The organism is Anaeromassilibacillus sp. D41t1_190614_C2 (assembly GCF_015558525.1).
Lineage (GTDB): Bacteria > Bacillota > Clostridia > Oscillospirales > Acutalibacteraceae > Anaeromassilibacillus > Anaeromassilibacillus stercoravium.
The window spans coordinates 1-24,093 of record NZ_JADMOD010000017.1 but is presented as its reverse complement, the minus strand read 5'-3'; the positions used below and the strand labels follow the sequence as shown (position 1 = coordinate 24,093).

Below are 24,093 nucleotides of genomic sequence, written 5' to 3'. Positions count from 1 at the left end.
AATAGACTTTAATTATATCCAGTTATTTCCCCTACAAAATTATAAACAATCCTAACTTCCTGCGTCTTTTGCCCATCAATTTTCTTGACCTCACCCACCAGAATCCGGCTGATCAGGCGGTTTAACACCGTTTCATCCAGTTCCTGAATGGTGGCATACTGCCGAATTTCCCGGATAAAGGTGCGGACTTCATTTTCCTGAGCATCGGACTGCTGAAGCATTCGCATCAATTCCTGCAGCCGGCGCTGATTTTCTTCCTGCTCCTGTTCCATAGTGGAAGTCAGCTTCATAAAACGCTGCTCAGAGAGCACGCCTTTGGCCTTGTCAGTGTAAAGACTCAGGAACATATCGTCAATTTCTCGGTTTCTGGCTTCCAGGCGTTCACGCTCTTTCTGCATCTCGGAAGCATCCGCCATATATCGGCGCTCCATCCGTCTGCTCAACCGCTGATAAAAGGCATCGGCATCTTTGAGTGCCATCGCTGCCAGTTCCTGAATATCTTTCAGGACGAGATTATATAAATCCCTGGCTTCGATTTTGTGACTGGTGCAGGCATTTTTGCCCAACCGGTTGTAGGTCTGGCAGATATAATACGCCTTGTCAATCGGTTCCCGCATCTCGCCGGTAAAGCGGTTTTTGCCAGTTCTGCCGACCTTTTCATACCGCACCTGCATGGATTTCCCACAGGTGGCACAGTAGATAATACCGTGGAACAAGTTGTAGAAGGGGCAGGCATTGCCTTTCATGATCGGTGGCCTGCGATCCACGATTGCCTGTACCTGTTCCCATTCCTCCGGTGTCACAATCGCTTCATGACAATCCTCAATGATTTCCCAGTCCTCACGGGGAATGATGTCATAGGTGTTGGAGCGAATCCCTTTCTGGTGTGTCCGGCAAACCAGATGAGCGCCCTTATAAAAAGGGTTACGCAGGATATGGCTGATTCTTGCGCCGCCCCAAGCATAGTAGTTGACATCGCAGGCGGTATTTCCTTTTACTCTGGTGATGGGAACCTTATCCTCCATCAGCTGCTTGGCAATCCGCATACAGCCCCAGCCATCCAGTGCCAGGTCATAGATTTTGCGAATCACCGGCGCAGTCTCCGGGTCAAGGATCAAATGCCCCCGATCCTCCGGGTCACGCATTAGCCCCAAGGGAGGCTGTCCACCACAGAACTTTCCCTGTCGGGAACGGGTCATACGCCCCGCCAGCACCTTCTTGGAAATATCCCGGCTATACATATCGTTCAGGATATTCTTGAAGGGCGTGATGTCCATTTCCTGACGGGTCAAACTATCCACGCCATCCGTAATGGCGATATAGCGGACATTGTGTTTAGGGAAGAAGATTTCAATATAGCTGCCGGCTTCTATATAATTTCTTCCCAGTCTGGACAGGTCTTTGGTAATGACACAACCGATTTTACCGGCCTCAATATCAGCAATCATCCGCTGAAAAGCTGGACGATTGAAATTGCGGCCTGTGTAACCATCGTCCACATAATACTCATACTGGAACATCCCGTTTTTCTCGGCAAAGTCCCGAAGCATGATTTTTTGATTGCTGATACTCATACTCTCGTTATCGCCGCCATCGTCCAGAGAAATACGGCAATAGAGGGCTGTGATTTTCTGATTGACTTGTTTTTTCCTGCTCATAGCAATCTCCTTCTATGAACAGGGACACGATATGTATATTATATCATGTCCCTGTTTTTTCTTCAACCGAATCCCTCAGCTTGCCTTGCGTTCCAGCCATTCTTCAAAGTGTTCGCAGGTTTGCCGTTCAATGAGCTGTTCAAAGGCTTCCTGCATGGTTTTATCACCGGAAAACTCCCGTACCACAATAAACTTTACTTTTTTGACCTGCTTGTTTTCTTGCTTTTGGTTTTTCTCCATAGGCTACCTCCATAGATCAGAAAAGCCAGACAATGAGCATCGGCAACGAAGTCCGGCAACGGACTCCGAAAAACCTGTAACCTATCGTCTGGCCATCGTTTCTTACTTTTCAAATTTTCTTGTGAAATCTCGTTGCTTTCGTTGTCAGAGAACCGATACTCCTCAAAAATCCTTGCTTTACGGGCATTTATCGTGTCTACACCCCCATTTTTGCGGCAACAAAGTCGGCAACCAGCCGACAACCAATCCGGCAACAAGCCCTGTAAATCAGGCGATCCACTCCTTTGGCAGCTCCAGCTGACGGACTTCTTCCTCGCTCAGCTCCACAAATCCACCTTCGTTGTCGGGCAGTTCGTTGCCGGAAATCTCCCGTTCCCAGCCACGCTGCCGCCCATAGCCCGCAAACATCCGGGGGTTAGAAAAAGGCTTCCAGCCGGTCACCACCGTGTTCATGATCTCGTTGATGTTGTGCAGCTGCCAACGCTTCGGCTCCTCAAAGGCGTGTCCCAACGCTTCCTTGAACAGCTGCTTGGAGCAGACCACATTGCCGGTGTAGTGTTCCAGAAAGCCCTGAATCTGCCCGGCCTCGGTATCCTCCGGCATAAAGTCTTTCTGAACCTCCACCAGCTGCTTCTGAATCTCTTTTGAAAATTTCATGGAATACTCGCCGCTACGGTAAATGGTCATAGCCTCGGCCCACACCTGCAACAGATATTTTTTGGAAACAGTTTCATCCTCCAGAATGTGAACCTCCGCCTTCTCCGGGTAAATCATCACTGGTAGGAACCGCCGGTTTCCGGCTCGATCAAGAGGGAGAAAGTCCAGCGTGTTGGAGGAACCGCCGAACACACACTGTCGCAGACGGTCTTTGGGCTGTGTCTCATAGGGGGTGCGGTAGGTTTCCTTTTGGCGGCTGATAAAGGAGCGGATCTCCTCGATGCTCTTGGCGTTACTGGTGGCCAGCATCTCCGACATCTCGATGATCCAGTGGCCTTGCAGCTTGGCAAACACCTTATCATCGTCCAGCTTTTTCAGGTCATCGGAGAACCACTCATCCTGTATCGCCAGAAAGCGAAAGAAGGTGGACTTTCCAGCTCCCTGACCGCCCACCAGACAGAGCAGCTCCTCATACTTAGAACCGGGATGGAACACCCGGCGGATGGCTCCCAGCAGGAAGTGCTTGAGCATTTCTTCCACATAGTCGCTCTCGTCAGCCCCTAAAAAGTGATGCAGACAGGAGCGTATCCGGGGCTTGCCGTCCCACACCAGACTGTTCAGCACATCCTGAATGGGGTGATAGCAGTTTTCGTTTGCCACGATGGAGAGCGCTGCCATCAGCTTCTTTTCGTTGGTCAGGCCATAGTTCTGCTCAAAGTAAAGGAGCAGATATTTGACATCGGTATCGGTCAAGGCGCTGGTGCTTCTACGCCAGCCCAGATCCCGCACAATGTCCACACGGTCGGTCAGCAGATTCAGCCGGATTGCGCCCCGCAAAAGCGGGTCTTGGCAAAACACTGTGCGGCAATTTCCAATGGTGTTGGCCGGTTGTCCTTTCTCAGTGACGGAGAGATTTTCCCGCACCTCATCAACGGTCAAGTCCTCACTTTCAGCCTGCCGAGTAGCAGGCACGAAACTCTGCGATTCGCTGTTCAATGTTTCTCACCTCCTCAAAGGAAAAGTATCTGATTTATTCGCAAAATCAAATGCTTTAAAGCTCCATATCCTGTTTTTCCTGCTGCTTTTTCCGGTTAGATTCTCTCTGTGCGCTGTCCTGCTTGGCTTTTTTCAGGAAAGCAAGAATGGATTCCTTGGCCTTTTCCTGAATCTGCTGTTTACCAGCTTGCTTGACTTCCGGCTGCATCAGCTTCTTCTGGATTTTTGACAGGGCAGACTGCATGGCGTTTTTGATTTTTGAAATCACCCCATCCAATCGGGCGGCGGCATACTCACGCTCTTTTTGCGGCGCTTTCCGTTCCGGCGAGAGAACCCAGTTTTTCGTTTCCTCCACCAGCCGAAGATCCTCCCTGTGGGTTTCCTGCCGGACAGTATCGGTGACAACCTCCACCGCCTTGTCATAGGCAATATCCGAAACTTCCTCCACCAGCGTTTCTACATCCTCAATTTTCAGGGTCAGCTCCTCCAGCTTCTGTTCCTGGGCGGCCAGCTGCTCCTTTTGCTTCATCAGGATATAGTCCTGCTTCTCCAGATACGCTCGCCCACCATAGGACGGCTCCTGCTCCAGATGCACCCCATGTTTGCGGCTGATGTCAAAGAGCAGCGTCCGGCATACTGCATCAAAGGTCTGCTTGCGGTTGTTGTGTTTGCCCTTGGGTTTACTCGGATCAGGCAATTCAAATCCCAGTTCTTCCAGTGCCTTTTCCTGCTGGGGACACAGCTCCCCATACCGGTTTTTGCAGTCAAACACATGGCGCTCGTGGATGTGGGGCGTACCCTCATCCAGATGCAGCGCCCAGTCCAGAATGTGGATATGGGAACCAAAGCGCCGTTCAAACTCCTCGTAAAATTCGCTGACAATGAGTGCCAGAGTACCCGGTGGAACGGATTCTTCCATGGTGCCAATCTGGTAGATACTTTCCTCCGGGCAAGTCTTGTTGTTTTTCAAAAGATCTTCCACCGTGCGGTTGCGCTCGGTGTGCCGGGTTTTCTCGTTCCGGGCGTTCTGGGCATCCACATGGTCAGAGTAATGCTCGTAGTAATACATCCGCTCAATTTCTTCAAAGCTGAAATCCGGCTGTTCCGGGTTCTCCCGAAGTTCCGGGGTAGTGAAGCCACGGTAGCAGTCCCAGTACACATTTTTCTTGGCTCGCTGGGCATCAATGTGTTCGCTGTTCTCCACATCAAACCGGCGGTCATTGTGCCGAGGATTATAGGCGCCATGCTTGCCGGAGCGTCCGTTGTGCCGTGTCAGTTTCAATTTTCATCCCTCCATTCTCCGTTGATTTTTCCCGAAGGGGAGCAGCGGCGAAGCCGCCAAACCTGCGGATTTCTGCGTCAGGTAATACCCAGTACGAATTGACGCAAGGCATCAACTCTCCCTGGGCAAGGCGTTTCACCCTTGACCCGATGGGGCTGGCTGCCCTCAACCCGCCAATGGGCTTTGGTCTCGGCTGTCGCCTCGGTCGGTGCTTTTGCGGCTTTGCCGCAAAGGTCGCCACTGGCGACCCGCACCCCTTGACCCCAGCAGTGCGCTGCCACCCCTGTACCCAGCACAAAGGGCTTGCCGCCCTCTGTACTCCTGCCCGGAGAAGCTGACTGACCAAGCCATAGCCAGTCAGCTTTTCCGGTTCTTGAAGAAGGCTCCTTAGTCGCTTTCTTCAAAAAGAAAACCGATGTATTTCTCTTTAACGAAAAACACATCGGTTCTTTTAATAAGTTTTATCCTGTACTGCTGTAGTGGAATCATTCCGGCAAACTCAGGAAGCCTTGCAGCAACGCACCGGGGAACTGGAATTTTTTCTCCGTCCCTCCAAACCCTACAACAATCAAGCCACCTTGGATTTCTTTGACCGTTCCCACGCCGAATGCTTTATGCCGAAGCTGACCACCAACCACAACACAGGACAAATCCACCTGCTTTTGTGGTGCAGGTTCTGCTGGTTTTGGTGCTGGTGGGGTATAGCGTGGCTTTTCCAAATGCTGCCCATATGCAGCCGGTCTTTCTGCAATCTTCGGTGAATGCTGCTTGTCCTTTTCAGGTTGATCCATATCCCTGACAGCTTCCGCAAAATCCAGAAACGGTTTTTCCGGCAAATCATCCGCCGAAGGAATCGGCGCTTCCATCGAAGCCTGTTGCAAAGCGAACATACTGTTATAGTCAGCATCCGTGATAACAGTATCCCAACCGCCACGGTTCTCGCCTTCATGCCGGTTAATGCCGGTATAGCTCAGGCTGGCATCTTCGTATCTTTTAAACTTATAGACGGCATCATTCATCAACGAATCATTGAACACACCGAGAGATACCAACAACTCAAAATCTTTGACATCCAGACCCGTTACTTTCTTAAAAAGCCCCGGCTCCAGCTGTGTGATAACATCCTTGAGGCATCGTTCCCGGTAATCGGTCAGATACATGAAAACCGGAATGCGGGTGGCGAACTTAATCAGCTTCTCCTGAATCTGTTTGCGTTTGGATTTATACTCTTTTTCTTCCTCGCTCAGCTCCTTTTTCTCTTTTGGTGTGAGTTTTTCTGTACCCTCTTTCTTTGCCTTTTTTACGGCTTCGGACTTGTTGATAATGGTCTTTATATCCTCGTTCAGACTACGGAAGCCCTCAATTTTCATCAGAGCATCCATCGCTGCCGGATTTGCCATCAAACGGGAAAGAGTATCGTTGTCCACATTGACAAGCAGCGCACTTTCCCAGCGTTTGGCAAGCAAGGTGGCTGATGTGCCTGCCATAGCAATGTCCAGAACCTCGCCTGCATCAATCTGCCGCATGGTGCTGCCATCATAGGCAATGACCGGCAGAAAATTGATAAACTCCGCCACCTTCTTTTCCGGATTTCCTTCGTCAATGTTCAGACGGCAACTGTAATCGGAAATCTGCTTGAGTGCCCGGTCAAGAGCAAAGTCAAACACATAACATTCCTGCTTGACAATTTCCTTTTTGCCGCCATCGGTCGTGATCTCCCATGGACTCTGCACCCGGAACGCTGCCTGAAAATAGGTTTCCGGGCTGGACAGATTCCGTAGCATAAAAATACCTGTCCACGGCTTGACTGTAACACCCGTTGTCAGCTTGCCGCAGGAGAGGGTGATCGTCTTGCTTTCCAACGGGTCACGCATGGATTTTTGCACTGGCTCCAAAGCTGCTGCACCAATTCCGGCTCCTGTACCTGCACAGACATTGATGGTGTAATCATGATAGAAAGTATTCTGTTTCTGCATCAGCAGATTTTTCATCGCATAGCAGGATGCCACATTGGGCAGGAACCAGAGTGTATGCTGCAACACATTCAGCAGGCGCACATCGGCATACGGCATGGCTGGTTTCTTGGCACCCAGTTTCAAATCATCCACACTGGTTTCCAGATAAGCACCCCGAATCAGATCCAGCCACTTCTGCACCTCATTTTCATAGACAAAGCGAGCCTCCGCACCTTTGCCTTTGGCAGAGAAAAAGACATTCAGGTCAAACTCGTTGAACTCTCCCTGCATGGCGATCTGACGGATACTGTCCGGGATGCGGTAAGTCATCATCACCATACGGGGCAGTGCTGCATAGGGATTTCCGTCACCCTGCCAGTTTTCCTTTGCCCGCTGTTCATCTGAGTACGTCCAGTTGTAAATCTGATCCTCGATGAACTCACCGGAATTCAGCGCCCGAAATGGCGTACCGGACAGATACAAATAATACATGGTTGTGATGGGCAGGAAAGTTTCATCGTAGGCGTTGCCACGATCATACTTATCCATATCCTCGCTGTCGTAGCTGTCCTCGTCCTCCTGCTCAAACAGCTTTTTGGCGTTTTCTTTCCATGCTCCGAAGTGGTACTCATCAAAGATAACCAAATCCCAGTTGGTGGAATGTACCCACTCGTTTTTTGCCTTGATGCCGCCGGTTTCCTTATTTACTCCCAGATAGTCCTGAAAAGAGCCAAAGCAGACGATGGGACGGGACTTGTCCGCTGTTTCATAGGTCAGTTCTGTGTTGCGGCTGATAAACTGCCAGCCCTCAAAATCAATGTGGCTGTTCAAGTCCTCCTGCCATGCGCTGACCACAGCTGGCTTGAAGGTCAGAATCAGAATCCGCTTGAATTCCATTCGTTTTGCCAGCTGATAGGACGCAAAGGTCTTACCAAAGCGCATTTTGCAGTTCCACAAAAACTTAGGGTACTGGATACTTGATACCCCTGAATAAACAGACTGTGAAAATGCCGGGTGCAGACCCGGCATTTTGCAGTCATTTGCCCTGTAATCAGGCGCTTTCCTTTTCTGTACGCAAAACCTGAAAACCATGTTTTTTAGCGTACTCTCTGGCAGCTGCCAACCGTTCTTCGCTGTACGGCGGGACAAGGCGGACAGACAGCCGGGACTTGTCCATCACATAGGTTACACTGCCCTCGGTGGTGCTACGCTCCAACCGGCACAGCTGGGGATACTTTCGGCTGAACTCTGCCAGTCTGCGCTTCAGATCGGCATTGAACGTGTAAATGCTGGCGGTGTTTTCTGCTTCGTTCCAGTTGATGATGGTTTCTTTCTCATACTTAGACAGCTTCGTCATACAGATCCTCCTCATAGTCGGTGTTTTCCTTTACCAAACGCAGGCGGCGCCTGGCGCTGCAATACTCGTCCATCTCCGCACGGAGCTGATGATAAAAGCCAGTGTACCAGCGTTCTTCCATCTCCGTTTCCATCTTCCGGGCCAGCTCCAGCATCCGGTGTTTGGCCTGCGGGTCAACGGTTAGGGCAGTCAGCCATTTCAGCCGTGTCACCGTGTTGTGGTGGTTGGGACAGGCAAAGGCATACAGCACTTTCTTTTCCTTCATACTTAACTTCATAAAATCGACCTCCTAAAAAATGATGTTCTATTGTGTGAGTTGCCGGGCTATTCTGGTGTCGTTCCTCTGCTGGATCTCACAGCAGCGTATCGCTCCCGTTGGTACGCTCGTTCCGGTCAGATGCCGGAAGTCTTGGCGCTACATCCCCAGGGAGCATATCCCACGCAGACCGGTCATTCAATTTTCAAGGTTCTTTGTCTCCTGACAAAACTCATTTTACCGAAAAAATAGGCCCCCTCCCGTATGTCCAAAACGATGGAAAACGGCTTGAAATCAGCATATTTCCACGCTTATGGAATCATGGTATAATGGTTAAAAACGGCAGGATTTTCCTGACGAGAGGGGGATTGTAGATGCACACAAAGCTGTCTATCCCGGAGCGGTTAAAAGACTTACGAGTAGTAGATAAGCACCTGACGCTGGAGCAACTGGCTGAGCAGACGGGGCTTTCCAAATCTGCGCTCAGCAAATATGAAAGCGACGATTATAAGGACATCAGCCCATTTGCCATCGCTACGCTGGCGGAATTTTACGGAGTGTCCACCGATTACCTGATGGGGTTGTCGGAAAACAAAAATCACCCAAACACAGAGCTTCAGGCCCTGCATTTGAGTGATGATATGGTTACATTATTGAGCAGTGGAAAAATCAACAACCGCCTGCTGTGTGAGATTGCCACACATGAGAATTTTCGGCGGCTGATGACGGATATTGAGATTTTCGTTGACCGGATCGCTGATATGCGGATTGCCCAGATGAATCTGGTGCTGGAAGCTACCCGGCAGGAAGTGATCCGCAGCCATGCACCGGGGGAAAACGACCTCTATGTCCGCACTCTGGAGCTGGGGCAGGTGCAGGAGAGCGACTTTTTCAGCCACACAATTCATGATGATCTGGACAGTATCGTTAAAGATATTCGTCAAGCCCATATTACCGACCGCACCACCGCTGATCCCCAGCCAACTTTTACAGAGGTTAAAGAAAAATTTGACCGTGCCATGCAGCTGGGCAGTAATGAGGAACGGGTGATTCATGAGTTTTGTGACCAGATGCAGATTCCCTTTGACAAGATTGCATCCGAGGATTTCTCAGCATTTATGCGGATACTGAGCCTATCCAAGCTGATGAAGAACCCCAATAATATGAGGGGAAAGTCAAAATCACAGCCATATTATGGCAAAAAGAAAAGGCGTAAATAATTTTCTTAAAGGGCATCCAGAGCAGGATGCCCTTTGTTGGGGGTACCATGAAATATGTTATTCTTCTCAACAATAGATAATTTCTGCTCGGACAATTTCTTCTGCCCGATTGTGAATACTATTCATTGCTCTAACCCATGCCATCTGATCACGAGCTTTCAGTTCCTCCGTGACTCCTTCGGCTTCTTTCATCTGGATAATGATATAATCCAGCCGGTTCTGTGCCTGCTCATTCAGATCTACCAGATATGTCCATAGTTTGCCAGACAAAATCAGGTCATTATACCGGGCTGGGTGGTACAACTCCAGATAGGCTTTGTGCATCCGCCCCCAAACCCCAATGGGGCGGTTTTCTTCCGGTAACTGCAAGTCTGGAATGTAATAGTCACCGACCAGCGTATAGCTGATGCCGTTTTGACAAGTTTTCTTCGGCAAGTGTTCCATAAGCGACCTCCTGTATTCGATTTTTCTCCGAATCCAGCTGATCGTGTCCCTGTTCATGTCAAATTCAAGGCAGCTGAACTCTTCATCAACAAGTATGGCATATCCTTTCCCAATTTCTGATAATTGAGGCCATGAGAAACCTGCGTGCCGCGATTTTCGGAAGTGTTGAAACTGTCGATTGTTTCACGTCCCAAGTTCTCCGAAATATCCTTTGCATTTTTCCCGCGCCCTCCCAAAAACAAGGTGCTGTCGGCATTGTCAAGTATGATTTCTGCCGCGTCCTTGTAAATGGCTTTTAGCTGGCTCTGCGATTGCAGAATGATAGAAGCCGAGATTTCCCGGCTGCGGATTGTGGCAATCAATTTTTCAAACTGCGGGATTTGTCCAATGTTTGCAAACTCGTCTAACAGGCAGCGAACATGAACCGGCAGCTTGCCGCCGTATTCGTCGTCGGCCTTGTCGCACAAGAGATTAAATAACTGCGATTGCAGCATAGCGATAACAAAATTAAACGTGCTGTCCGTATCGCTCATAATCAAAAACAAAGCTGTTTTTCTGTCGCCTAACGTGTCAAGTTCTAATTCGTCGTAGGACATAAGATCGCGCAATTCCTTTATATCAAAAGGAGCGAGCCTCGCACCGCAAGAAATGAGGATTGATTTTGCGGTTTTGCCCGCCGCCAATTTATATTTTCGGTACTGCTTCACCGCGAAATGGTCGGGGTCGCGTTCTTCCAAGTCGGCAAACAGCAAATCGACGGGGCTTTGATATTCCTCGTCGTCCTCGCGGGCTTCGCTGGCGTTGATAAGTTCCAACAGGGTAATAAAGTTCATTTCCTCGGCGGGGGCTTCGTACCAGATGTAGCCCACCAACGCGCAATACAAAAGCCGTTCTGCCTATAGTGATAGGTAATCCTTTGAAGTTATCGCCGGATTTTCCCCCACTTCACACCGGACGTGCGACTTTCACCGCATCCGGCGTTCCATCGATTGTTTTCACAAGCATTTAATCAATCTCCAAATGAAATACTATTATTCTATTGCGGACAAACCAGCCCGCTCACGCAGACTGTTCACTTTTAACATCAGTTCCTTTGTTGTTTTGAGAGCATCAGCTATCGCTTTCAGCTCATTCATCGGGCGTCTTTGCAGAAGCGGAAGGAATCTCCTGTGGAACAAAATCATGTTTTGATAGCGTTCCCTGCCGCCAAATTCTGCCGGAGTTTTCAGCCAGCATACGATGTCAGCCGCATTTTCAAAGAGTTCTCCACTTAGCGCACATTTTCCACGTTGAGCAGAGAATAATGAAATCCTGCTGTCTGTGAGTTCTGTGCTTCGACCCATAGACGGTTGATTTCTCAAACCCGCCAGAACAAATGAGTTCAGGCTTAGGTTTGTGTGTATCAATGTCCGTCCGTCGGCCGTGTAACTGCATACCGCTGTTTTCTTTGCCATCGGTATCTTGTTCTTGATATATGCGATAGGGTAGATAGGTTGGTCGATTCCTGATACATACCGCACCATTGCCGACTTACCGAACCGCTCCTTTTCGCTCTCGGTCATTGCACCGCCTTCTCGAACAAGTTTGCACCCGGTTTCTGTATTGAGCCGATTTGTTAAAACTGTCATGACCTGCCTGTGGATTTTTCTGCAATCAATACTGATACAGGTAGCAAGCTGAAAATAATTCTGTATTCCCAGAACCATTGAATTGAACAGCCTTATCTCGTCTAAAGGTCTTTTTCCTTTGGACGGTCTGGCAATCCGCTTCGCTTGTTCCACCAGCTTTTGCTTTTCCAGTTCCAACTTTTTGTCACAGATATGAGATTGCACAGCGTACCTACCGCTTTTTGGTCTGACCCGTATCTTGAATCCGAGAAACTCTGAATAGCGTTTTCTGACATTGACTATCCTTGTTTTCTCCGGCGATACTTCAAGCCTTAGCCTCTCAGTTATCCACGCTGTTACAGCTTCTTTTGTTCTCAAGGCGTCCTCTTTATTCCGACAGAAGATTCTGAAATCATCTGCATATCTCACGATGTACATTTCTTTCAGTCCCGTTTTCCTCATTTTGAGAAATGCCTTGCTCCGGTCAAAAGTAATCGAGTTTCTGATTTTCCTCTCATACCCGTATTCCTTTACAAGAGGGTGGTTCTGCCATTGGCTCTCTACCCAGTTATCCAGTTCATTCAGCACGATATTCGCAAGTAGCGGTGAAATGATACCACCTTGCGGTGTGCCTTTGTCTGGAATGAGGGTAGTGCCGTCTGGCATTCTAATCGGTGCTTTCAGAATCCGCTTGATAATAAAAATCAACTGTTTGTCGTGTATTCCCAAAGCCCATATCTGCCGCACCAGCTTACTGTGATTTACATTATCGAAAAAGCCCTTTATATCAAACTCAATCACATAATGCAGATTCATTCGCTGGAGCATGGTATAGGTTCTCTGCATGGCGTGTTCTACGGAGCGGTTCGGGCGAAAGCCGTAGCTATTGTCGCTGAATTTCGCTTCGCAGATAGGCTCCATGACCTGCTTGATACATTGCTGTACCAGCCTGTCCCAGATACAAGGAATACCCAACGGGCGGGTCTTGCCGTTTGGCTTCGGAATGTCTTTACGCCTGACCGGTTTTGGTCGGTATCCGTGATGACTTCCTGTGACAATAAACCTCACTTTCTCCACAACTGTTTCGGGCGGTAAACACCCGATGTCACTAATGTTTTTGTTGTCTGTTCCTGCTGTGTAGCTTCCTCCGTTTGCTTTGATGTTCCGATATGCCAAAAGAATGTTATCCCGGCTTAGGATTATATCCATGAGGTCGGTAAAGTTGTCTCCATCCAGACTTCGACGGTAGAGTTCGTCAAAAACTGGCTGCATACCGTAATACTCGGCGTGACGTAAATCATCTACACATAGATTTTTGCTTTTCTTTGGCATAAGGCATCACCTCCTTTTACGAAAGTGACCCTTTTGGTCTTACTCGAATCCTTATGTTGGATTGAATAATGCCTGTTTATCTCAACCGACTTGTGGCCATTCCTCCGTAGCTCACATAACGCAAGCACATCATAGGTTCGACCACTGCTTTTCAGCAGCAGTTCGTCTGCTTATTGTTCTTCGTCAAACTATTCCTTGCGGAATCTGCTGCCTTTCCTCGTTCCGATAGTTCTATCTGTACATACATACCCTTAGGTTCCTGCTATAGACCTGTCGGCTTGCCTGTGCCTGTAACACAGCATGGTCGTTCGTAGGGCAAATTTCTACTGAACCACACCGACTGCGCTTTAACGCACCCACGCATTTAGCCGGTAGTCCATAAGACAGTGAACAACTAAATTATGGCGGCTGTCCGGCAGGAGCGGGGGCAAGCGGCACATGGACAAAAATCCATGTGCCGCTTCTCTTTTTGCCTGTTTCAAACACAATGGACTTATTTCCACTTTTCCGCTATAATCGTAGTAAACCCATCCATTCCTTTCCCATCCGGGAATTTTTCAAAAAATCTGAAAAAAGTTTGGAAACATTGGAACAATCCGGCCCTTCCCAAGCCATATAGAATAGAGGGCCAGAAACGGAGGTGACGCGCATGGCACAGCAAAACGGCCCCAAAGGTTTCCTTGTGGTGCTGCCCGGAGAGATCATCGAGATACCGCAGGACGATGATAAATCGTGGCTGACCCTGTTTTACAGCCTGCCGGTGGAGCTGGCGGGGAAATGGAAGCCCGCCCTTACCCTGCCCCGCAGCCCCTATGAGGTGCTTCGGACGGACAAATACGACCCCATCATCCGGCACGATATGTTTAAGCTGCTGGTGTGGGACTGCTATTCCTGGACGGCGTGGCAATTCTTTCAGGTAAAAGACCGCAGAGGGAACTACCGGGACATTCCCGGCGACCGGGAGCAATACGCGGGCCACTCCCCCCTGTGGCGGCTGTCCTACGCCATCATCCCCTATCTCCGTATGAAGTTTGAGCAAAACGGCCTTTCCTTCCAGAGCCTGTACAATATGCCGCCGGGGATGGAGGTGCCGTGGCTGACCTACCAGCAATTCAGCAACCTTGTGGGGAACCTGACCGACATGGTGATCGCGGAGCAGAACTGGCAGCCAGTCATTGACGCGATGTGGGAGAACCGGGCGGTGGAGGACTACGACAGCCGGGGCAGCACCGTCAAGAAGGACTTTTTGCGGAAATGGCACCACGACCGCTCCGGCAAGGCCATCTCGTTAGAGGAACTGATGGAGAGCGGCGGCGAGCTTTCCCAGGTGGCAGACCCGCGGGCGGACTTTGAGAACTCCGTCCTGTCCCAAATGCAGATTGACACCTTCGCGGCGGAGCATATCAGCGACACCGACAAGGAGATATTGAAGCTCCGCATGGAGGGCTATACCGAGCAGGAGATCGCGGACAGGGTGGGCTACAAGACCGCCAGCGCGGTACACAAGCGGATCGCCAAGATCGCGGGGGCATACGAGGACTTTGTACTGTCCGAATATCAGCAGTATTTAGACAGGCACGACAGCAAATAAGGCGCATGGAGCGGCAGCCGCCGGGGACGGGGGCCGCCGCTTTTTCACGGGCCGGAAAGGAGGACAAATGCCGGAACTTTTTGCAGCGTTTCCCGATGTGATGAATGTGCGGGAGCTGGCCGCCGCGCTCCACCTGTCCAGAGCCGGGGCCTACAACCTGATGAACGCGCCGGACTTTCCCACGCTGAAAATCGGCGGGCGCAAGCTGGTGATGAAGCAGGACTTGATCGCCTATCTGCACCGCCACACCAACAGGGGCGGCAATCCCGGTCAAGAGCCGTAAAAAACGAAAATCAGGCGATAACAGCGGCCCGGAACGGACTGTGACCCGTCTGGGCCATTTTGAACGCGAAAACGCCGTTTTTCCCAAGTCAAGAGCCGGGAAAAAGAGGCGAAAAAGGCCCCTCTCGCGTGACGGGGCAAAAATTAAGGGAAAGGAGCGGAGGACATGAAAACAGGATTGAAGAAAAGCCAGAAAACGACTATAATTGAGTTTGACGAGCAAGGCCCCCGGATCACCGTCAGCACCCACAACACGGACTTGAAGAACCGGCTGGGAGCCTACGCCCGCCGCTGGCCGGAGCATTGTCAGGAGGTGGACGACGACGGCTGGGGCTGCAAGACCTTTGAGATCGACAAGGGCCGCTTCTGTTTCCGACTGACCGCGCCATACAGCGCGGAACGCCGGGAGGCGGCGAGGAAGTTTGCGAGGGAACATTTTTGAAAGCAGCCTAAGAAATAGTCTTGCACTTGAAAGAAGGTAAGTGAGTGAGCATTATTGACAACATCAATAAACAATTAAAGTTTGATAAAGATGAAGTATATCCGGGTGGAAAAGAAATAATTAAACAAATTGTTGAAAAGGCACCGATACAACTACCTGCTGATTATTATGAATTTTTAAGTTGTATTTCTGGTACTGGAAATATTGGCAGTATAGAATTTGAAATTGAAAGCGATGATGAAGATATTGGAAGCATACCTATTTGTCTTTGGTCAGCAAACAGGGCCTTAGGTATGCAAAATGAGTTTGCACATCCTATGAAAGAAGACTTTATCAGTAAGGTTTGGTTTATTGGTGATGATTTAGGCGATATGGTTTATTTTTATGGATTTGGCAACGATGGATTTGGCGTATATTTTGTGGAAGCAGGCAGCTTAGGTTTTGAATATGCGTATAAAATAGCAGACACACTCACAGATTTTCTCGTCAATGGAATCGGAATTGATGTTATAACAGCACTATGAGGATGTAACTGAAAACCCTTTAGGAACTAAGGGCGCACTTCTATACATGGCCTGACGGCCATGTATTTGTGCGCTCTGCGAGGCGGAACGGCGGATTGCCAGATGGAGCAATCTGCCGTTTTTGCGTCGCTACGCTCCGTCCAAGGGGCTGCGCCCCTTGCGCGGCTTACGCCGCTTACCCCGCCCGCCCCCGGAAGGGGGACACCCGCCCCGGCGTCTGTCCCCCTTCCGAGGGCCTGATAACCGAACACCGACACCCTGGCCGCTCACCGGGAACACCCCGGAGGACGGTCATTTTTTCACCCATTTTTCAGTTGAAGGAGGTCAACGACCATGAGCAAAGAGTTGGAACAGCTCCGGCAGGAGTACGCCGAGAACGAGGCCAAGCTGCAACAGTACCAGCACCGGGTACAGCGGTTGGAGCAGCGGAAGAAATACTATGAGAAGGGGGAGCGGCAGAAACGCGCCCACCGCCTGATTACCAGAGGGGCCGCCGTGGAGAGCGTGGCCCCGGAGGTCAAGCCCATGTCCGAGCAGGGCTTCTATTCCCTTGCCGAGCAGATTTTCTCCATGCCGGAGGTGCGGGCCGCTGTCCAGGCCGCCGCCCAGCGGGAGGGCGAGTAAATGGCCCTGTTTCATTTGACGGTCACGCAGGTGCAGCGCAGCGCCGGACAGTCTGCCATCGCGTCCGCCGCCTACCGCGCCGGGGAGCGGCTTTACAGTGAACGCTACGGCGAGTACAGCGACTACACCCACAAGGGCGGCGTGATCTGCTCCCACATTCTCCTGCCCCCGCAGGCCCCGCCCGCCTACCAAGACCGGCAGACCCTGTGGAACGCGCTGGAAGCCGCCGAGTGCGGCAAGGACGCTCAGCTTGCGTACAGCTTCGATATTGCCTTGCAGAACGAGTTTTCGCTGGAAGAAAACATCGCCCTTGCAAGGCAGTTTTTGTTGGAGCAGTTTGTCAGCCGGGGCATGGTGGTGGACTTCGCCGTACACCAGCCCGACAAGGAGGACGGGGGCATCCCCAACCCCCACTTCCATGTCCTCTGCCCCATCCGGCCCATTCTGGAAAGCGGCAAATGGGGCTATAAGCAGCGGCGCGTCTACCGGCTGGACGGGGACGGGAACCGCATTTTGGACGAGAAAGGCAAGCCCCTCTTTGACGCGGTGCCCACCACCGACTGGGGCCGCCCGGAAACGCTGGAAGCGTGGCGGGAGGCATGGGCCAAGATGTGCAACGCCAAGTTTGCCGAGAAGGGCCTGCCCTGCCGGATCGACCACCGCTCCTATCTGCGGCAAGGTTTAGACCTATTGCCCACCGTCCATGAGGGGCCAGCGGTGCGCCAGATGGAGGCGCGGGGGATCGCCACCGACAAGGGGGAACTCAACCGCTGGATCAAGGCCACCAACGCACTCTTGAAAGACTTGAAGCAGAAAATCAAGGCCCTGTTCGGCTGGCTCAAGGAGGTGCGGGAGGAACTTTCCCAGCCCCAGGCCCCCACCCTTGCCGACCTGTTATCCGCCTACTACGGCACGCGGAACGCGGGCGCGTGGAGCAATAAGGGCAAGGTGGGCAATCTCCAAAAGTTTGCCGACACCGTGAACTACCTGACCGGGCAGAAGCTCTACACCGTGGAGGATTTGGAGGCCCGCGTCATTTCCCACAACGAGCGGATTGAGGAACTAAAGGCAAGCATGGACAGCAGGCAGACCCGCATGAGGGAACTGGACGGCCTGCTGGAACAGGCGGAACGCTTCCGGGAACTGAAACCCATCCACACCCAGCTCAACGCCATCCACCGCAAAGGCCAGCGGGAGAAATTCAAGGCCGCCCATGAGGGGGAGCTGCGGCAGTTTTATATGGCCCGCCGCAAGCTGGAACCCCACTTCACCCCGGAGGGCAAGCTGCCCCTGTCCAAGTGGCGGGCAGAGCGGGGGAAGCTGCAACAGGCGTATCAAGAGGACTACGCCAAGTACAGGCCCATCCGGGAGGATTTGATGAAGCTGTACCAAGTGAAATCCACCGTGGACGCCGCCCGGCGGCGGCAGGAGCAGGCCCACACCCTGCGCCGGGACAGGGATATGGAGCGGTAAGGGACTTCCCATTTCCCGCCGGGGATGGTACAATGGAATTGATTTTTGACGGGCCGCCCCTGCTGGGACAAAGTGTCCCAAAGGTGGGGCAGGAAATGGAGAGGGGCGTTTACATGGGAATTTTTGATAAACTAAAAGATAGCAAGAATGATAAGACATTTGAGGACAAATTGTCTTATCTAAAAAAATACCATAGAGATGTAGAGTTAATCTCATCTAAAGTTGAAAATATCATAGAAATCCCGGAGTCATGGAAGAAAATTTTCTGTATAAACAAAAAAGAGGAAAGGATTGCTGTAACAATCAAGTGCTGGAAAGCCTTGTTTGCAAATGAGTTAAGAAATACTATTCTGTATTTAGAAGAAAATTTACTTGATGTAAATCTAATTAAATATCAAGGAAAATACTCTATTTTATATAGTATACTCTCGTCTAATAAAAAAGTGTTATATTATGAGGGTGGAAATTGCAATACCACACACTTCCCCAGTAAACTACAATCTAAATTGGACAACCTTCCAAGCAGCATTGTCAAGTTTTATCAAGAACTTCATAACGGCTTCTTTTACTATGCAAGCGGAGGAATGGGATTGTTAGAATCCAATGATATCGTTGTATTTGATGATGAAGAATGGGGTATTCTTGATGATTTGAAACAGCCATTGAAAATTTACCTGCCAACTACTTTTGGAATATTTGGTTCTGGAATGGGCGGATATGTTGCAGTGGATTTGTCTGATTGTGATAGTTGTAAGGCAACATTGTGGTTTAGCAATCGACAGCCCGAATATGATATAAACTTTTGGGATATTGTCGATGAATGGATTGTACTTGGAATGCAAGGGTAAATTAGGCACGGCCAGCAGGCCGCGCCTTTCTCATGCAAAAAATGAAAGGAGCGCAGACCATGAACAACAAGGAACACAAGGAATTTACCCCGGAGGAATTAGAGGAAATCCGGGCCTATGCCGAACAGGAGGCCGCCGCCCCGGACGAATACCGCTTCTCCAACCCCGACCCCTACGCCAAGCCGGAGCCTGCCCCGGAGGGCCAGCCCCGCCGCTTCTGGTTTGACGCGGAGGGCCATATCCGCGTCAAAAACCTTTCCGCCTTCTGGCTGCCGGAGCTTACCTTGCAGCGGGAGATCGGCGGCACCGTTTACTCCGTCACAGGCAGCTATGAGGGGACGGAAACGCTGGACAGAAAATTAAAGCGCATTATGGAGCAAAACGCCGGAGAAATGGAGGGACAGGCATGACAAACGCCCCAAAAGCTGATATAATAAAGGCACCCGATCCTGTACGGACAGTTGCCCCCATAAAGGAGGAAACAGAAATGTTACGGGCAACTGATAAAATCACAGCACTTTACTGCCGCTTGTCACAGGAGGACGCCAACGAGGGCGAGAGTAATTCCATATCGAATCAAAAGCGCATTTTGGAGCAGTACGCGAGGGATCACCGCTTCCCCAACCCCGTGTTTTTCGTGGATGACGGTTACAGCGGGACGAGCTTCCAGCGGCCCGGCTTTCAGAAAATGCTGGACGAGATCGAGGCCGGCCATGTGGCCGTGTGTATCGTCAAAGACCTGTCCCGGTTTGGCCGCAATTCCGCCCTGACGGGGATGTACACCAACATCACCTTTGCCAAGTATGGCGTGCGGTTTATCGCCATCAACGACAACTACGACACCATCGACCCTAACAGCGTGGACAACGACTTTGCCGGAATCAAAAACTGGTTCAACGAGTTTTACGCGCGGGACACCAGCCGGAAGATCCGGGCGGTGAACAAGGCCAAGGGGGAGCGCGGGGAGCCGCTGACAACGAATATCCCCTACGGCTACAAGAAAGACCCCGACACCCCGAAGGGCTGGCTTGTGGACGAGGAAGCGGCACAGGTGGTCAAGCGTATCTTCACCCTCTGCATGGAGGGGCGGGGGCCGATGCAGATCGCCAGGGCGCTGACGGAAGCGAGGGTACTCACCCCCACGGCCTACAAGCAGCGGCAGGGCCGCAAGACCCCCAACAAGGAGGGGGCCGACCCGTACCACTGGAATACAAACACCGTTGTCCACATTTTGGAGCGGCGGGAGTACACGGGCTGCACCGTCAATTTCAAGACCTACACCAACTCTATCTGGGACAAGAAGCAGCGGCACAGCCCGGAGGACAGGCAGGCCATCTTCTACAACACCCACCCGGCCATCATCGAGGCAGAAGTCTTTGACAAGGTGCAGGAGATACGCCAGCAGCGGCACCGGCGGACGAAAACCGGCAAGAGCAGTATATTCTCCGGCCTTGTCTACTGCGCCGACTGCGGGGCGAAAATGCGTTACTGCACCACGAATTATTTTGAGAGGCGGCAAGACCACTTTGTATGCGCCAACTACCGGAGCAACACCGGGAGCTGTTCGGCCCACTTCATCCGGGCGGTGGTGCTGGAGGAATTGGTATGGCGGCACATGGAGGCGGTGATCTCCTATGTGAGCCGCTACGAGGCCCACTTCCGGGCGGTGATGGAGGAACGCCTGAAGCTGTCCACCGGCGAGGCCATCCGGGTACGGCGGAAGAAGCTGGCGCAGGACGAGAAGCGGCTGGCGGAGCTTGACCGGCTGTTCATGCGGCTTTACGAGGACAATGTGAGCGGTAAGGTGAGCGACCAGCGGTATGCCACCATGAGCGCGGCCTATGAGGACGAGCAGGCGGCTCTGCAAGCGGAGGCGCAGACCTTAGAGAAGGAAATCGAAGTACAGGAACGACAGCTTGAAAATTTAGAGCAGTTTATTCAGCGGGTACACAAGTACGCCGGTGAGCGGGAGCTGACCCCCTACGCGCTGCGGGAGCTGGTGAAGGCCATCTACATTGAGGCCCCGGACAAGAGCAGTGGCAAGCGGCGGCAGAATATCCGCATCGTTTATGACCTTGTGGGCTTTATCCCGCTGAATGAACTGATGAAAGAGGAAACGGCATGACCCCGAAAGGCCATGCCATTCCCTCTAAAACACAATTACTTTCTTATGGCACCCCGGCTTTCTGCGTGGTCTTCTTTTAGACCTGTACATTCGCAGGTTCGTCAGTCCGCCCGCCAAAGCGAACATTCTAACCATAGGTATCTTATAGACCCTCGGCCTATAGGTAACACAGTCTGCCGCCAGACCGCTTTCGACCACTTTTGGCAGTGGTTACGGTTACTCTCAGCCTTTGTCATGGGGCTTCGTACAAAAGCCATTACAGCTAATGCACGCCCATCAAGGGTAGGCGTTTCAGGGCGTTACCCCGTCATTCCACCTATCAAACTATCAGTTCTCCGAACAACGGAAAACCGTTGCCCGTGCGCAGACTTTTTACCGCCTGCGAACGAGTCGCACTTACCCAAAAATCCTCCGCGCTTTTTTCTCCCTCACCTTTGGTATTCGCTATCAACGTATTTACCAGCTTCAAAATATCTTTCTCGCTGCGGATATACACAAAGGGGTTGTAGTGCATAGATTTTTTGAAGTTAATCGTATTCAGTACCTTAATGCGGTAGCCCGCCCGTTGCAGCAGCTTCCCGCACTCAATCAAAACCGTACCTTTCGGGTCGGTTAAGACGTAAGAGGAATGAAGCTGCATTAGATTAGGTTTGACAAAAAATCTTGTTTTTCCGCTGCCGCTGCCGCCGATCACGACGACGTTCTTATTTCTCGCGTACTTCGGCTGCTTCGGGCGGCTGTTCATGGTAAGCCGTTCCGTCTGCGTCAAAATGATGTTGTTTTGGAAATCCGGGTCTATGTAGGGCTTTATATCTTCGGCGTTTCCCCATCGGGCAGAGCCGTACTCCGCGCCCTTGCGGTATTTCTTCGCGTTTTTCCCTTTGACATAGACTATCAAGCGGATAATCACCGCACCGACAATGCCGACAAGCAAATCCAACGGGTAAACGCTCGGCAAGGCGTTTTCAAAGGCTGCGGAAAATCCTTGTGTGATATTCAGTATCTTTGCAGAAATATCCGCGCCGGGGGCAAGCCGCACCGCCTGTCCGACTTTATCAAAGAGATAGACAAAGAACACATAGGGGATATTCGGAAGTATCAGCTTTTTGTAGTTGATCTGCTTCATATCTCGCGCCCCCTGTCCATTTTCTTTACCTTGTCGCGGGCGGCGTTAAGCTGCTTCGCCTTGTCCTTTGCAGCGGCAAGGGCTTTGCGGATAGAGGGCTTTTTCTCCCGGTTCAGCTTCTTTGCGGAAAACTCTTGAAACGCTGCGGTCATAACGTCCGCGTCCCGGCCTTTGAAAAACACAAGGTAACGGGTCTGCTCGCCCTTAACCTTTTTTAGCGAAAAATCTATGTTGTATTTCTTCGCCGTACTCTCAAAGGCTTTAATATTGCTGTCGGTGATCTCGATGTTGGAAACACCCGCGTTCTGCTTCATAAGCTGCCGCATGGTCTGTTTCCCATGCGCGGGTTTGCTTTTCTGCTCCAAAAACTTTTGGATTGCTTTCTGTAACGCCTGTTCGGTAAGCCGCGCCGCGCCTTTTCCCACTTTGACGTATAGGGCAATCGTTTTTTGGGTTACTTCCTCCTGCAAGGTATCAACTCCTTTCCCGGTAAAGTGCGGCTATGCTCATTCGCCGCCGTATAAGTCGTGATTGACAAGGGCGGTATAGTAGCTGTCAATGGTACTCGGCGCGTTGAACAGCACCGCTTTTAGATACTGCTTGATGTTGCGCACTTTGGTTGTGTTCTCCCTCATGCAATCCAAAACAAACTCAATATGGCTGCTGTTCAGCTTCAAAAACTTGGATTTCACCAATTCGGCGGGGTAGTCGTCCCCGGCAATACGGATTGTCTTTCGGGCTGTGCAGACGGTTTCCAGCATAAGGTCAACAATCTCGTCCAAACGGTCTTTGTCAATTTTGCAGTTTTGAATGAGATGGTCGTATTCGATATTGTCCTTGATAATCTCCCTGTAAATCTCTACTGCGCTATTGCTTTTCGCTTCCGTTCTTTTCCTTTCCGGCGGCGTAGCCGCTTCGCCATGCGCAAAGGGCAAGGGGTTTAGGGAATGGAAAGGAATGGAATCGGTACTTGATAAATCAGTAATTGATTGTTCTTTACTTAATATATCTTTATTTAATTGCGTTGGATTTTCCAACGTAGGTTTTTCCTGCGTAGGTTTTTCCAACGTTGGATTATCCAATGTTGGATTTTCCAATGTAGGTAAATCCAATATAGGCGGCTGTCCGCCGCTGGTAGCTGCTTCCGGCTCTCGCGGCTGCGGCTGCTCGTATATGACGTAATCTGCGCCCCGCAAGCGTCCCTTTTCGTCGCGCTCCCGGCTGCGCACGATATATCCGGCTTTTTCGAGTTCCTTTACCGCTTCGCGGATTGCGTCGATCTTCTCCCGGTTGATATGGGATAAGCCCGCAAGGGTATAATCCCAATCTTCGGGCAGCGAAAGCATTTGCGACAACAAGCCCTTTGCCTTTAAGGACAATTCCTTGTTTCGCAAGTGGTGGTTGCTCATAACGGTATATCCCGTATTTCGCTCCACTCTGAAAACTGCCATATTTCCTCACTTCCTCTCTTGGTATGCGTGGACAATTAGAAAGCCGTTTTCGGCTGTTTTGGTATTGCAATATGCCCTTTGCCGTTTTCGCGTCTGCAAAGCCGCATGGCACAAGGGCTTTTGCCCGTCTATTTGTCCATGCTGGCGTGCGTTTTCCGCGTCCTTTTGCCGGGGCAATAGGGACACTCTTTGAAAACGCAAAACTCATATTTCCACCCGGGGCGGTAGAAACGGCAAGTGCCGCAATCTTCATCATCTCCGGCACAACCGGATTGATAGCGGTCAAATCCCGGCTTCTGCTGCATGAGCAATTCAAACGCCCGCTGCTTGCCCTTTGTGAAATACATTCCGGCTGCACCTCCTTTCCTGCGGGCATAAAAAAACGGCGTTACTTTCTCCCCCAAAGGGGTTAAGGTAACGCCGTTTGTGTGCGTATTCAGTTTTTAACACATTCCCTGTCTATCCGCTGTCCGCAAAACCATTGATTTTATTAGCTTTTTGCCGCTATCGCTATCACACCTCATTATTCGTAGTCCATGACCAGCCGTCGGCCGGCTTCGATGTTGCTGATCGCGTCCTGGGCTATGCCCACGCCCAGCGTTT

The 24,093-nt window shown here is 51.0% G+C and carries 22 protein-coding genes and 2 pseudogenes; 10 read left to right on the top strand and 14 right to left on the bottom strand.

Annotated features, from left to right (window positions below; all coding sequences use genetic code 11):
* Window positions 1-8: 8 nt before the first annotated feature.
* The 7 genes from I2G69_RS12195 to I2G69_RS12165 form a co-directional block, all read right to left on the bottom strand.
* A complete protein-coding gene (locus I2G69_RS12195) occupies window positions 9-1,658 on the bottom strand; it encodes a recombinase family protein (RefSeq protein WP_195560837.1) in 1,650 nt (549 codons plus the stop codon).
* Window positions 1,659-1,733: 75 nt separating this feature from the next.
* Window positions 1,734-1,898, bottom strand: a complete 165-nt coding sequence (locus tag I2G69_RS12190) for a hypothetical protein (RefSeq protein ID WP_195560836.1) — start codon at window positions 1,896-1,898, stop codon at window positions 1,734-1,736.
* A 267-nt stretch (window positions 1,899-2,165) separates the two neighbouring features.
* Window positions 2,166-3,494 (bottom strand): virulence-associated E family protein, encoded by a 1,329-nt coding sequence (locus tag I2G69_RS12185; protein WP_195560845.1) that lies wholly within the window; start codon window positions 3,492-3,494, stop codon window positions 2,166-2,168.
* A 112-nt stretch (window positions 3,495-3,606) separates the two neighbouring features.
* The gene (locus I2G69_RS12180; protein WP_195560835.1) at window positions 3,607-4,833 is read right to left on the bottom strand and encodes a serine/arginine repetitive matrix protein 2; all 1,227 of its coding nucleotides are present in this window, start codon (window positions 4,831-4,833) and stop codon (window positions 3,607-3,609) included.
* A gap of 485 nt (window positions 4,834-5,318) precedes the next feature.
* On the bottom strand, window positions 5,319-7,730 hold the full coding sequence (locus tag I2G69_RS12175; RefSeq protein WP_207740589.1) for a restriction endonuclease: 2,412 nt from the start codon (window positions 7,728-7,730) through the stop codon (window positions 5,319-5,321).
* Window positions 7,731-7,839: 109 nt separating this feature from the next.
* A complete protein-coding gene (locus I2G69_RS12170) occupies window positions 7,840-8,145 on the bottom strand; it encodes a molecular chaperone (protein WP_195560834.1) in 306 nt (101 codons plus the stop codon).
* Window positions 8,129-8,422 carry a hypothetical protein gene (locus tag I2G69_RS12165; protein ID WP_195560833.1) on the bottom strand — a complete coding sequence of 98 codons (294 nt, stop codon included), beginning with the start codon at window positions 8,420-8,422 and terminating at the stop codon, window positions 8,129-8,131. The genes I2G69_RS12170 and I2G69_RS12165 overlap by 17 nt, the downstream gene beginning before the upstream one ends.
* A gap of 353 nt (window positions 8,423-8,775) precedes the next feature.
* Between I2G69_RS12165 and I2G69_RS12160 the strand changes: the two genes are divergently transcribed.
* Complete coding sequence (locus tag I2G69_RS12160) at window positions 8,776-9,621, top strand: helix-turn-helix domain-containing protein (RefSeq protein WP_195560832.1); 846 nt, start codon at window positions 8,776-8,778, stop codon at window positions 9,619-9,621.
* Between the two features lie 66 nt (window positions 9,622-9,687).
* Here I2G69_RS12160 and I2G69_RS12155 read toward each other — a convergent pair whose 3' ends face one another.
* The 3 genes and pseudogenes from I2G69_RS12155 to ltrA form a co-directional block, all read right to left on the bottom strand.
* Window positions 9,688-10,065 (bottom strand): TnpV protein, encoded by a 378-nt coding sequence (locus I2G69_RS12155; RefSeq protein ID WP_195560831.1) that lies wholly within the window; start codon window positions 10,063-10,065, stop codon window positions 9,688-9,690.
* A gap of 98 nt (window positions 10,066-10,163) precedes the next feature.
* A pseudogene (locus I2G69_RS12150) lies at window positions 10,164-10,961 on the bottom strand (VirD4-like conjugal transfer protein, CD1115 family); the annotation flags it as partial.
* 135 nt (window positions 10,962-11,096) lie between these two features.
* Window positions 11,097-13,004, bottom strand: coding sequence for a group II intron reverse transcriptase/maturase (gene ltrA / locus I2G69_RS12145; RefSeq protein ID WP_087257629.1), 1,908 nt, complete (start codon window positions 13,002-13,004; stop codon window positions 11,097-11,099).
* Window positions 13,005-13,653: 649 nt separating this feature from the next.
* Between ltrA and I2G69_RS12140 the strand changes: the two genes are divergently transcribed.
* The 9 genes from I2G69_RS12140 to I2G69_RS12100 all read left to right on the top strand — a co-directional run bounded on the left by I2G69_RS12140 (window position 13,654) and on the right by I2G69_RS12100 (window position 20,913).
* Window positions 13,654-14,595: a hypothetical protein gene (locus tag I2G69_RS12140; protein WP_087415626.1), complete on the top strand. Its 942-nt coding sequence runs from the start codon at window positions 13,654-13,656 to the stop codon at window positions 14,593-14,595.
* 67 nt (window positions 14,596-14,662) lie between these two features.
* Window positions 14,663-14,878, top strand: coding sequence for a helix-turn-helix domain-containing protein (locus I2G69_RS12135; protein ID WP_087415625.1), 216 nt, complete (start codon window positions 14,663-14,665; stop codon window positions 14,876-14,878).
* 165 nt (window positions 14,879-15,043) lie between these two features.
* Window positions 15,044-15,319, top strand: a complete 276-nt coding sequence (locus I2G69_RS12130; protein WP_087415624.1) for a hypothetical protein — start codon at window positions 15,044-15,046, stop codon at window positions 15,317-15,319.
* Window positions 15,320-15,363: 44 nt separating this feature from the next.
* Complete coding sequence (locus I2G69_RS12125; protein ID WP_207740588.1) at window positions 15,364-15,843, top strand: SMI1/KNR4 family protein; 480 nt, start codon at window positions 15,364-15,366, stop codon at window positions 15,841-15,843.
* A gap of 333 nt (window positions 15,844-16,176) precedes the next feature.
* A complete protein-coding gene (locus tag I2G69_RS12120; RefSeq protein ID WP_087232247.1) occupies window positions 16,177-16,467 on the top strand; it encodes a DUF3847 domain-containing protein in 291 nt (96 codons plus the stop codon).
* Window positions 16,468-17,940: a MobQ family relaxase gene (gene mobQ / locus I2G69_RS12115; protein WP_087414992.1), complete on the top strand. Its 1,473-nt coding sequence runs from the start codon at window positions 16,468-16,470 to the stop codon at window positions 17,938-17,940. It begins immediately after the preceding gene.
* Between the two features lie 32 nt (window positions 17,941-17,972).
* The gene (locus I2G69_RS12110) at window positions 17,973-18,788 is read left to right on the top strand and encodes an SMI1/KNR4 family protein (protein WP_083389894.1); all 816 of its coding nucleotides are present in this window, start codon (window positions 17,973-17,975) and stop codon (window positions 18,786-18,788) included.
* A gap of 59 nt (window positions 18,789-18,847) precedes the next feature.
* Entirely contained in the window at window positions 18,848-19,198 is a 351-nt protein-coding gene (locus tag I2G69_RS12105) for a hypothetical protein (protein ID WP_071431030.1), read from the top strand.
* Window positions 19,199-19,275: 77 nt separating this feature from the next.
* Complete coding sequence (locus I2G69_RS12100) at window positions 19,276-20,913, top strand: recombinase family protein (RefSeq protein ID WP_087414993.1); 1,638 nt, start codon at window positions 19,276-19,278, stop codon at window positions 20,911-20,913.
* Between the two features lie 385 nt (window positions 20,914-21,298).
* Here I2G69_RS12100 and I2G69_RS12095 read toward each other — a convergent pair.
* The 4 genes and pseudogenes from I2G69_RS12095 to I2G69_RS12080 all read right to left on the bottom strand — a co-directional run.
* Window positions 21,299-22,039 (bottom strand): annotated as a pseudogene (locus I2G69_RS12095) (type IV secretory system conjugative DNA transfer family protein); the annotation flags it as partial.
* The gene (locus I2G69_RS12090) at window positions 22,036-22,509 is read right to left on the bottom strand and encodes a PcfB family protein (protein ID WP_002604484.1); all 474 of its coding nucleotides are present in this window, start codon (window positions 22,507-22,509) and stop codon (window positions 22,036-22,038) included. The gene I2G69_RS12090 and the pseudogene I2G69_RS12095, both read right to left, overlap by 4 nt.
* 36 nt (window positions 22,510-22,545) lie before the next feature.
* Entirely contained in the window at window positions 22,546-23,490 is a 945-nt protein-coding gene (locus I2G69_RS12085; protein ID WP_002604485.1) for a DUF6017 domain-containing protein, read from the bottom strand.
* Window positions 23,491-23,618: 128 nt separating this feature from the next.
* On the bottom strand, window positions 23,619-23,837 hold the full coding sequence (locus I2G69_RS12080; RefSeq protein WP_002604486.1) for a hypothetical protein: 219 nt from the start codon (window positions 23,835-23,837) through the stop codon (window positions 23,619-23,621).
* Window positions 23,838-24,093 lie beyond the last annotated feature (256 nt).